The 10762-nt window shown below is 73.1% G+C and carries 10 protein-coding genes; 1 reads left to right on the top strand and 9 read right to left on the bottom strand.

All coding sequences use genetic code 11. The features are described 5' to 3' along the window. Nucleotides 1–178: 178 nt before the first annotated feature. Together argG and ACFRMQ_RS30595 are read right to left on the bottom strand one after the other, a co-directional pair. The gene (argG, locus tag ACFRMQ_RS30600; RefSeq protein ID WP_380733938.1) at nt 179–1591 is read right to left on the bottom strand and encodes an argininosuccinate synthase; all 1413 of its coding nucleotides are present in this window, start codon (nt 1589–1591) and stop codon (nt 179–181) included. Nucleotides 1592–1831: 240 nt separating this feature from the next. Beyond that, on the bottom strand, nt 1832–2020 hold the full coding sequence (locus tag ACFRMQ_RS30595) for a hypothetical protein (RefSeq protein ID WP_380733937.1): 189 nt from the start codon (nt 2018–2020) through the stop codon (nt 1832–1834). A 254-nt stretch (nt 2021–2274) separates the two neighbouring features. Between ACFRMQ_RS30595 and ACFRMQ_RS30590 the strand changes: the two genes are divergently transcribed. Beyond that, nucleotides 2275–2985: a rhomboid-like protein gene (locus ACFRMQ_RS30590; protein WP_380733936.1), complete on the top strand. Its 711-nt coding sequence runs from the start codon at nt 2275–2277 to the stop codon at nt 2983–2985. Nucleotides 2986–3242: 257 nt separating this feature from the next. On the opposite strand, the gene ACFRMQ_RS30585 is transcribed toward ACFRMQ_RS30590, so the two are convergent. The 7 genes from ACFRMQ_RS30585 to ACFRMQ_RS30555 form a co-directional block, all read right to left on the bottom strand. Next, nucleotides 3243–4400 carry a methyltransferase gene (locus ACFRMQ_RS30585; protein WP_380733935.1) on the bottom strand — a complete coding sequence of 386 codons (1158 nt, stop codon included), beginning with the start codon at nt 4398–4400 and terminating at the stop codon, nt 3243–3245. A gap of 283 nt (nt 4401–4683) precedes the next feature. Continuing rightward, nucleotides 4684–5604 carry an STM4011 family radical SAM protein gene (locus tag ACFRMQ_RS30580; RefSeq protein ID WP_380733934.1) on the bottom strand — a complete coding sequence of 307 codons (921 nt, stop codon included), beginning with the start codon at nt 5602–5604 and terminating at the stop codon, nt 4684–4686. A gap of 11 nt (nt 5605–5615) precedes the next feature. Then, nucleotides 5616–6950: an STM4012 family radical SAM protein gene (locus ACFRMQ_RS30575; protein ID WP_380733933.1), complete on the bottom strand. Its 1335-nt coding sequence runs from the start codon at nt 6948–6950 to the stop codon at nt 5616–5618. Then, nucleotides 6947–7789, bottom strand: coding sequence for an STM4013/SEN3800 family hydrolase (locus ACFRMQ_RS30570; protein ID WP_380733939.1), 843 nt, complete (start codon nt 7787–7789; stop codon nt 6947–6949). Before ACFRMQ_RS30570 ends, ACFRMQ_RS30575 begins: the two co-directional genes overlap by 4 nt. 29 nt (nt 7790–7818) lie before the next feature. Then, nucleotides 7819–8943 (bottom strand): STM4014 family protein, encoded by a 1125-nt coding sequence (locus tag ACFRMQ_RS30565; protein ID WP_380733932.1) that lies wholly within the window; start codon nt 8941–8943, stop codon nt 7819–7821. Nucleotides 8944–8958: 15 nt separating this feature from the next. Continuing rightward, complete coding sequence (locus ACFRMQ_RS30560; RefSeq protein WP_380733931.1) at nt 8959–9900, bottom strand: STM4015 family protein; 942 nt, start codon at nt 9898–9900, stop codon at nt 8959–8961. 69 nt (nt 9901–9969) lie between these two features. Then, nucleotides 9970–10762 (bottom strand): STM4015 family protein (locus tag ACFRMQ_RS30555; protein WP_380733930.1); only part of this gene is annotated, 793 nt, incomplete at its 5' end.

Below are 10762 nucleotides of genomic sequence, written 5' to 3'. Positions count from 1 at the left end.
GCCCGGGGCGGGGGGGGGGGGGGGGGGGGGGGGGGGGGGGGTGGGGGGCGGGGGGGGGGGGGGGGGGGGGGGGGGGGGGGGGGGCGGCACGGGGGGGCCGGGGGGGGGGGGGGGGAGGAGTGGCGGAGGGCCGCCGCACCGCTGCTGGGGTGCGACGGCCCTCCGTGGGCAGGAGGCGTCAGTCCGTGCCGGACTCGATCGCCGCGTGGTCGAGCGCGGTGGGGTCCTCCTCGTCACCGGTGCCGGCCGCGATGGGGGCGGCACCGCCCGGGGCGAGCTCGCCGATCAGGCCGCTCCACGGTGCCAGCTGGCCGTGCACCGCGTACTGCTCCAGCTTGCTGCGCGAGTCGGCGATGTCGAGGTTGCGCATGGTCAGCTGACCGATGCGGTCGTCCGGAACGAACGCGGCGTCCACGCTGCGCTCCATCGACAGCTTCTCGGGGTGGTAGCTGAAGTTGGGGCCCTGGGTGTCGATGACCGAGTAGTCCTGGCCGCGCCGCAGCCGCAGGGTGACGCTGCCGGTGACCGGGTGGCCGATCCAGCGCTGGATGCTGTCCCGGAGCATCAGCGACTGCGGGTCGAACCAGCGGCCCTCGTAGAGCAGTCGGCCGAGCCGCCGACCTTGGGTGTGGTACGTGGCGATGGTGTCCTCGTTGTGGATGGCGTTGAGCAGCCGCTCGTAGGCGATGTGCAGCAGCGCCATGCCCGGGGCCTCGTAGATGCCGCGGCTCTTGGCCTCGATGATGCGGTTCTCGATCTGGTCGGACATGCCCAGACCGTGCCGCCCACCGATGGTGTTGGCTTCGTGGACCAGGTCGACGGCGCCGGCGAACTCCCGGCCGTTGATCCGGACCGGGCGGCCGAACTCGAACTCGACGGTGACATCCTCGGTCTTGATCTCGACCTCGGGGTTCCAGAAGGCCACGCCCATGATCGGGCTGACGATCTCCAGGGAGGCGTCCAGGTACTCCAGCCGCTTGGCCTCGTGGGTGGCACCCCAGATGTTGGCGTCGGTGGAGTAGGCCTTCTCGGCGGAGTCCCGGTAAGGGAGGTCCCGCTCGGCGAGCCACTCGGACATCTCCTTGCGGCCGCCGAGCTGGTCGACGAACGCCTGGTCCAGCCACGGCTTGTAGATCCGCAGGTTGGGGTTGGCGAGCAGACCGTAGCGGTAGAACCGCTCGATGTCATTGCCCTTGTAGGTGGAGCCGTCGCCCCAGATGGAGACGCCGTCCTCCTGCATGGCGCGCACCAGCAGGGTCCCGGTCACGGCGCGGCCGAGCGGAGTGGTGTTGAAGTACGTCTGGCCGGCGGAGCGGATGTGGAAGGCACCGCAGGCGAGGGCGGCCAGGCCCTCCTCGACCAGCGCGGCCCGGCAGTCGACCAGCCGGGCTTGCTCGGCGCCGTACGCGCGGCCCCGGGCCGGGACGTCGGCGAGGTTCGGCTCGTCGTACTGGCCGATGTCGGCCGTGTAGGCGTAAGGGAGGGCACCGTGCTCGCGCATCCACGCGACGGCGACGGAGGTGTCCAACCCACCGGAGAATGCGATGCCGATCCGTTCACCGACCGGAAGCTTGCTCAAGACCTTCGACATGGATGCACCCTTGACCCGCGAGAGCGGGCCCCTGATCTAGCGACGTGTGACGGGATTCGGCGTAATCGATCCGATGCCCGAACTCTGGCATAGATTTGCAGTGGAATGCAAGGGCATGCGGCCGCTGGGGTGGTGACGGGTGGCCGGAGAGTTGGTACTGAGAGTCGGCGGCTCGACCAACTCGATTGTTCGTTCGGGAGGTTGGAGTGAGGGATCGGTGGCCGACGGTGGCGGCAAGGGTCAGCGCCGTGCGAGCGCGCGGGTGCGCACCCAGGCAGTGCGGGAGGCGAGTACGCCCAGCCCGAGTGCGACGAGGTGGCCGGCGTCGGCCAGCTGCTGGTCCAGGGCCCAGGTGACGGCCAGGGCCAGGGCGAGCGCCGGCAGGCCGTAGCGGCGGGTCGGTGCCCTCGTCGCGAGGCGATCGCTCATCGTGGCTGGTGCCCTTGCTCGGCGGTTCCCGGCACCGGCTCGCCCGGCGCGTGGGCGGGGGAAGGCGCGAGCGGGACGGTCGGAGCGCCAGCGTACGCGAAGGGTCGGATGGTCGCCCGTGCCGTGAGACGGCCGGGCGGTTGGTGAGGGTAGGGCCTGGCGGCAGGCAGCGGCAGGCAGCGGCAGGCAGTGGCGGGTGGCGGCCGGGACGGGTGGGGGTGAGGGTGATGGGGAGGAGTGTCGAGGAGGCGCCGATGGCCGGCAGGACCGCCAGGGACTCCGAGCCGGGCCGACGGTCCCGGAGGGCGCGTGCCGCCCACGCGGTGTGGGCCTACGTGCGGCGCGCGCCGGGCACCTACATCTGGCTGGCGATCCTGCTCATCACCACGCAGGTGATCCGACACGTCGATCCGGCGACCGCCGACCGCATCCTGGAGCGGCGCTCGACCAATCTCCACCACCTCCAGGTCTCCCCGGTCCGCGTCCTGGTGGCCAGCGCGCTGTGGATCGCGGGTGGCGGCTGGCTGCTCTACTTCCTGCTGTACAACCTCTTCCACGTGCCCGTCGAGCGGTGGCTCGGCACGCGACGCTGGATCTCGGTGGTGGCGCTCGCGCACGTCGGCGCCACCTATCTCAGCGAGGGCGTGCTCGGCTGGGCCATCCACCGGGGACTGGCCTCGCGGAGGGCGGTCTACACCCTGGACTACGGCGTCAGCTACGCACTGGCCGGGGTGGTAGCGGTGCTGACCTACCTGATCGTCCGACCCTGGCGCCACCTCTACGCGGCAGGGGTGCTGGTGGTCTACGGGCTGGGCGTGCAGCAGAGCCGGGACTACACCAGCATCGGCCACTTCAGCGCGGCGCTGATCGGATTCGCCTGCTATCCGCTGACCCGGGACCGCCCGGGTTCGTTCGACCCGGTCGTCTCGACGCGCACGCTCTGGCGGCGCGTCCGCGGGCGGTGAGCGGCGGTTCGTGACGGTGGGCGGCGCCGGACCCCCGTCCGGCCGCGTCCGGTTGCCGACCCTCGTCGGGTTGACCGGTCGCCCGCGCACGGGGGCCGGGCACCGGCCTGTCGGCCGAGGGGTGCGGCCAGACGCGAGAGGAGCAGTCATCCCCGCCACCGGTTCAGCCGTCGCCGAGGCCCGCTGGCCGCCCGGGTCGGCGGACGGCTCCTGGGACCCTTTCTCAGGCCCGGGCGGGCCCGTCACGCAGCCGGGCGTCATACGGAGGCGAGCCTCCAGAGCGAGGTGACCTCGGCGGATCGGGCGGCCCGGAGAGCGGGGTCGACCCGGTCCGGGGTGGTGGCGCGGCGGTGGCGGGGGACGGTGTCGAGGCGCCCGGTGATGCGCAGCCCGGCTCGGGAAACGGCGCCGAGCAGGTCGGCGCGGGACCGCAGCCCGAGGTGTTCGGCGAGGTCGGAGAGGATGAGCCAGCCCTCGCCACCCGGCAACAGGCGGTCGGCCAGGCCGTCGAGGAAGCCGCGGAGCATGCGGCTGTCCCGGTCGTAGACGCCCTCGTCGAGGGTGGAGCTCGGCCGCCCGGGCAGCCACGGGGGATTGCAGACGACCAGGGCGGCCCGGCCGTGGCCGGGAGGGTAGAGGCCGCTGCCGGCGGTCTCGACCCTCCCGGTGAGGCCGAGCCGGTGGGCGTTGTCGAGGGCGCAGGCGAGAGCGCGCGGATTGGTGTCGGTGACCAGGATCCTGCGCAGGCCGCGCCGGGCGAGGAGCGCGGCGAGCACCCCGGTGCCGGTGCCGAGATCGTAGGCGGTGGGGTGGTTGCGGGCAGCCGGTGGCAGCGGCGCCCGGGCGACGAGGTCGACGTACTCGCCGCGGACCGGTGAGAAGACCCCGTAGTGCGGGTGGATGCGGCCGCCGAGGGCCGGAACCTCGACGCCCCTGATGAGCCACTGGTGTGCGCCGATCACACCGAGGAGTTCACGCAGGGACACGATTCTGTTGTCAAGGAGCGGTCCGTAGGCCGCCGAGCAGGCCTCGCGGACATCGGGCGCCCGGTGGAGCGGGACGCGGTGGCCCGCGTCGAGCGGTACCAGCAGCAGGCCGAGGACGCGGGCCAGGCGGGCGCGTTCCCGTCGGTGCTGTCGGAATGCCTCGCCCGGGACGGCGAGTGCGGGCCGGGGCCGGCGCCGCCCGGCGCGGCGGCGCATGGCATGTAGGAGTCGAAGCGCGCCGGGGTAGTCGCCCTGCCAGAGCAGGGCGGTGCCCTCGCAGGCCAACCGGTAGGCGGCCTCGGCGCGAAGGGTGTCGTCGGCGGCGATCAGGCGACGCGGTGCGGGCGTGCCGTTCTCGCTGTGCCAGGGTGCGGGCAGGATCGGAAGGATGGGTAGGACAGCGGTGGTGGGCCGAGGGATGTCGGACACCGGGGCTCCTCGTGGTCGAACGTGCGAAGGGGGCACGAAGAGCACTTCGACGAGGAGGTGAGCAGCAGACACGTCGGGCGGTGGCGCCGCCGGGACGGCGGGCGCGGACGTCAGGCCGGGCGCGGCTCACGCGTCGAAGCGCGAGCCGGGGTGTCACCGAGCACGAGGCCCGGCACGACGGCGAGTCGTATGCCACTGATCATCTGAGGGCCTCCTTCCCAACCTGCTGGTTCTGTACGGTTGTTCGTACGCTTTCACACAGCGTGCCCGGTTGGCAACCGATTTATCGCCGGCCCGGCGGCCAGCGGTGCGGCACGCGCTCCAGCACTCCCTCGCCGAACAGCTCGTACAGCGGCAGCGACTCCAGGTGGACGTAGCCGATGTGGCAGTCGCAGACCGACAACGGACAGGTGCGCGACCGCAGTCGGGAGCGGTAGCTGCCGTCGTAGAGGTTGCCGAGGACGTCGCGGACGAAGTGGCAGCGGCGTACGGTGCCGTCGCCGTCCACCGACAGCGCGGACTCCCCGGTGCGGCACGGCAGCCCGGCGCTGGGGTGGGCGTGCCGGCTGTAGCCGAAGTAGGGGTCGAGGGCGGTCCACTGGTCGGCCTCGGCGTCGGTATAGCACAGGCCCTCGGCTGCGTTGACCCAGAGGTAGACGCCCTCGGCGAGCTTGGCCCGCAGCCGGCGGGCCTCGGCGAGGTGCTCGGGCCGGCCGACCACCCCGACGCTGTAGCGCACACCGAGCGCGTCCAGCTCGCTGCACTTGGCGAGGAAGCGGTCGCGGGTGACCTGACCGGGATGGAACGTCACCCAGAGGGCCAGGGTGTCGAGGTCCGCCTCGGCGAGCCAGCCGGTGCGGCAGCTGAGATTGGTCTGGATCGCCACGCGACGGACGTGCGGCAGGTGGCTCAACTCGACCAGCGCGCGGCGGTACCAGGAGCGCACCAGCCCCTCGCCCCAGGGGGTGAACAGCAGCGACAGGGTGTCTCCGGTGCCCGCGCGCTCGGCGGCCCAGCCGGTGAAGCGCGCCAACGCGGCCCGGTCGGCCCGCAGTTGCTCGGGGCTGTCGCGACGCTTGGCGAACGGGCAGTACGAACAGTCGTAGTCACAGGAGGCGAGCGGACCGCGGTAGAGCAGGGTGAGGTCCCGCGCGCCCTCCCCGAATGACGGTGAGACCGCGGGTTCGGGTACGGGAGAGGGCATGCCAAGGAAGGTCATTTCGTCTCGTACTCCGTCATCAGCGCCCCGACCTCGGGTGAGAACAGCATCGGCCCGACGGCGTCCGAGTGCGCCAGACCCTCCGGGCTGAGCCGCAGGAACTCCGCGTCGCCCTCGGCGAGCCAGCCGCGGTCGGCGAATTCGGCCAGCTCGGCCGGGAAGTCCTCAGCCGGTGAACTGCCGAACCTGGCCCGGTACTCCGCCGACGACAGGCCCTCGGCCTGGAGCAGCGACTGCACCAGATGGCGCCGGCGCGGTTCCGTGCCGCCCATCCAGTGGCCCACCTCGGCATGGTGGAAGTCCGTGGTGGCGACGTAGTCGTCGATGATGCCGCGCACCTTGGTGGCGTTCACCGCGTAGTCGAACGAGTAGTGCAACCGCGAGGTGTAGGACCTGGCGCCGCAGCCCAGGCCGACCATCCCGTCGGTCTGGCAGGCGTACTCGCCCGCCCCGGCCTGCGGGGAGGCGGCGCGGCGGAACATCCGCATCGACACCTGCTGGTAGCCGTGGGCGAGCAGGTGGTCGCGGCCGGTCCGGTAGAGCGCGAGCCGGCGCGCGTCCCAGGCGGAGTGGCTCTCCTGCTCGCCGCGCCGGGCCAGGCCGGTCAGCGGGCGGACGTACAGCGGGTAGAGGTACAACTCCTCGGGCTGCCAGGCGAGCGCGGTGTCCAGCGAGCGGAGCCAGCTCGCCTCGGTCTGGCCGTCGATGCCGTAGATGAGGTCGATGTTGAGAACCGGGAACCCGGCCGCGCGGATCCGGCCGAGGGCGGCCTCCACCTCGGCCCGCTTCTGCGGGCGGACGGCGGAGCGCGCCTCGGCGTCGTCGAAGGACTGCACGCCCAGGCTCAGCCGGGTGGTGCCCCGGGCGGCCAGCACCTCCAGCCGGTCGGCCGTCGCGGTGGCGGGCGAGGCCTCCACCGAGAGCGGTATCGCCCGCAGATCGGCGCCCATCCGCCGCTCGGCGATGTCGCACAGCCGTTCCAGCTCACCGGCCGTCAGGTAGGTGGGGGTGCCCCCGCCGAACGCGGCCAGCGCGAACCGGGCGCCCTCGTCCAGCGCCGCGCGCACCGCCGTGGCCTGGCGTTCCAGGGCGTCCAGGTAGGCCGTGGTCAGGCCCTCGGGGCTGCCGATCCGGGTGAACAGGTTGCAGAAGCCGCAGCGCACCTCGCAGAACGGGATGTGCAGGTAGAGCGAGAGCGCGTGCTGGGCCTCGCCCGCCCACAGCTCGCGCAGCAGCGGACGCTCGGGCAGCGGGCGGTAGGCCGTCTTGTGGGGGTAGGCGTAGACGTACGACTGGTACGGCGAGTCGGGGCGCGGGGGTGCGGTGGTCATGCGCGCTCCTCGGCGGTCGCGGTGGCCTCCGTCGCGCGGGCGGGGAGGGTGACGTGCGTGTACGGGACGGTCCAGACGACCTCGTGGCCGATCCGGTGCCCGGTGTAGCCGTCCTCGCCGTACGCGGTGCCGTGGTCGGAGCAGATGATCGCGAAGCAGGGCCGACGGGCGCTCATGGCGGCGAACAGCCGGCCGATGTGCGCGTCCACGTACTCCAGGGCGGCGGCGTGGCTGGCCCGGGAGTCCCCGTGTTCACGGGTGGCGCCGGGCAGGTGGAACCAATTCGGCTGGTGCAGCGCCGAGACGTTCAGGAACAGGAACAGCGGCTGCTCGGCGGGCTGTTCGGCGGCCACCCGCTCGGCCAGGGCGACCTGCTCCTCGAAGGACGTCGGCGACGCCACCCCCAGCTCGGGTGCCCAGTGGCTCTCCTGGAAGAGGCCGGGCAGCACCGAACCCAGCGGGCCCTGCTTGTTGAAGAACCCGACGCCGCCGACGCACACGGTGCGGTACCCGGTCGCGGCCAGTGCCGTCGGCAGATCCGGGGCGTCGAAGACCCAGGTGCGCGGGGCGGTGCTCTCGGAGCCGGCGAAGCGGGCCGCGAACAGGCGCGGGTGCGGGCCGCCGGGGGAGGCCGGGGTCGGCAGGAAGCCCGCCAGGATCGCCTGGTGGGAGGCGTAGGTGAAACTGCCCGGCGCGTGCCGGCGCTCCCAGCGGCCGCCCGGGAGGACGGCGGTGAGGTTCGGGATCCGGCCGGAGGCGGCCAGTTCCTCGGCGACGTCGAAACGGAGCGTGTCGAGGGTGACGAGGAGCAGGTCGTGGGTGCCGACGACCGCGTTCATGTCGGGGGCCGGGACAGGGGTCTGGTGGTTCATCCAGCGGGTTCCGTGATCTGGTGGTCCGTCACCGGGAGCGACGACGGGGAGGGATTGGTGAGCGCGGCGATCTGGGCGCCGTAGGTGTCGAGGCCCTCGGCGGGGCCGCCGGGCAGGCCGCTGAGGTTGGGGAGCAGGTCGCCGAAGGCGTTCACCTCGCCGACCAGGGCGCGCCGCCAGCCGGCGGTGGGCAGGACGTCGACGCCGACCATCGGTGAGCCGGGGAAACAGGCCGCCGCGCGCTCGGCCGTCTCCAGCAGGGCCGGCCAGGCCGGACCGGCGGCCTCCCGAGCCTGCTCGACGCTGCCCCGGGCACCGCCGAGGTGCAGGTTGGTCATCGGCTGACCGCTGGTGCGCACCACGACGTGGGTGGCCCGGCCGGCGACCACCACGACCCGCAGGTCCGCCGAGCGGCCGGACTGCGAGGCCTTCGGGATCCACTGCTCGACGTGCAGCCCGTCCGGAGCCAGGCCGTCGACGATCGTGGCGACCTCCCGCTCGTCGCGGTAGCGGCGCACCCGCAGCGAGTTGTGCAGTCGGCCGTCGGCGAGCTCCACCGAGGTGGTGGCCAGCAGCTGCCCACGCGGTCCGAACTCCAGCGCCATCACCCCGGAGGCGGAGGAACCGTGCGCGGGCTTGACGAAGACCCGGCGCAGGCCCGCCTCGGCGAGGCGCTCGCGCAGGTGCTCCCAGCCGATGACCTCGCCGCCGAGTGCCCTGGGCACCGGGACCCCGGCTCCGGCGAGCAGCGCGTGCGCCCGGCGCTTGTCGAACATCACGGCGATCTCCTCCGGATCGCCGAGCAGCCGGACACGGGGCCGGGCGGCCAGCCCGCGCAGCGCGGCCATGACCCCGGCGTACCAGGCGGCCGTGCCCTCGACCCTGGTCGGCGCGTAGTCGGGGCCGAGCGCCGGGCCGCGCAGCAGCCGGTCGACCTCGGGCTCCTCGCCGGGCGACTCGATGCGCAGCAGGCCTCCCTCGGGCAGCCGGTACCGGCCGCCCAGCACGTCCAGCCAGGGCAGGACGGCGGGCTCGGGCAGCCCGGCGGACCGGGCCGCGGCGGCGAACAGCGTCACCCGTCGGTGCCCCGGATTGCCGAGGACGGTCAGCTGCATGGTCATCGCCTCGTCACCCGCCTACTCGGCGACCGAGACGTAGCGGTCGTCCTCGTCGTCCGGATCGTCGCCCTCGGCTTCGTCGAGGTCGAGGGCGACGCCGGGCAGGGCCTCGCACAGCCGCTGCTGTATCTCCTCGCTCAGGTAGTGGTGGTGCAGGTCGAGGGAGCGCAGATGGGTGAGCGGCTGGCCCTCCAGCAGGGCGGTGGCCCCTTCGTCGGTCAGCACGCCCATGGAGAGGTCGAGCGACTCCAGCCGGGCGACCACCGGGGCGGCGCCGAGAGCGGCGGCGATCTCGTCCTGGAACTCGCTGTTGGCCAGCCCGAGGTGGCGCAGCCTCGGCAGCCGCGAGCCGTCCAGGAACGGCGCCAGATCGTCGATCGTCGTATCACCGCCGTACTCGTCCACGCCGAGCCAGAGGTCCAGGTGCTCCAGCGCCGGCAGTTCGGAGCCGGCCACCGCGCGGACCACGGTGGCCGGCAGGCCGCCGGACTCCAGGCGCAGGGTGGTCAGCGCGTCGTGCCGGACCGGAGCCAGGCCGAGGTCCGTACCGCCGCGCACGGTCAGCGACCTCAGTGTCGGGAAGGCGGTCAGTAACGGGGTGACATCGTCCATCAGCAGCCAGGAGACCTCGCACTCGTCGTACGTCACCTCGGCGAGGAACAGGGCCTCCAAGGCGGGCAGACGCCCGGCCGCGGCGGTGAGTGCCTCGATCACCGGGCCGACGGGGCCGTAGCCCTCCTTCCAGTCCCACCAGGGGCCGATCACCAGGGCACGCACGCCGGCCGGGTCGACCTCGCGGAGGAAGGACTGCCAGAGTTGCGCGAAGTCCCGTTCGGACCGGTACGCGAGGGCGAGCCGCCAGGCGACCGCGCAGGCGGCGGGCCGCGGTCGGCTGTCGTCGGGGACGAACTCGTGGATCGGCAGGTCGTGGAAGCGATCGATGTGCCGGGAGATGGCCATGGCGGATCCTGGTGGTCAGTCGGTCAGTCGGTCAGTCGTTCGGGCGATTCGGCGGCGGGACGTCGACGGTTACTCGGCCACGGCGACGTAGCGCCACTGGTCGTCGGGCTTGCCGGCCTCGGAGAGGTCGAGCTCCACCTCGGGCAGCGCCTGGCGCAGGCGCTGCTGCATCTCCTCGGTGAGGAAGTGGTGGTGCAGGTCGAGGGAGCGCAGGTGGGTGAGCGGCTGGCCCTCCAGCAGGGCGGTGGCGCCCTGGTCGGTGAGCACGCCCATGGAGAGGTTGAGTGACTCCAGCCGGGCGACCACGGGGGCGTGCGCCACGGCGGCCGCGATGTCGTCCTGGAACTCGCTGTTCTGGAGCCCGAGGTGGCGCAGCGCGGGGAAGCGGGTGCCGTCCAGGAACGGCGCGAGGTCGGCCATCGTCGCGTCGCCGCCGTAGCCGGGCACACCCAGCCAGAGCTCCAGGCGCTCCAGGGCCGGGAAGTCACTGCCGGTCACCGACCGTACGACCGCGCCCGGCAGGCCGCCGGCCTCGAAGCGAAGCGCCTTGAGTGCCTCGTGCCGCAGTGGCTCCAGGAGCAGACCGCCCTTGCCCTCCCAGTCCTCGGAGGCCCCGCGCACCACCAGTTCGGCCAACCGAGGGAAGGCCGCCAGCAGCGGGGTGACGTCGCACTGCTGGATCCAGGAGATCTCGCACTCCTCGAAGGTGATGTCGCCGACGAACAGTGCGCGCAGGGCGGGCAGCCGGCCGGCGGCGGCGATGATCGCCTCCATCGGCCCCCGGAAGCTGTCGGGCTCGTCCGGCGACCACCGGCCGATCACCAGGGCGCTGACCCGCGTGGTGTCGACGGCGCCGAGGAAC

This window comes from Kitasatospora sp. NPDC056783, from assembly GCF_042789895.1.
Lineage (GTDB): Bacteria > Actinomycetota > Actinomycetes > Streptomycetales > Streptomycetaceae > Kitasatospora.
This window is presented reverse-complemented; position numbering and strand designations above follow the sequence as displayed.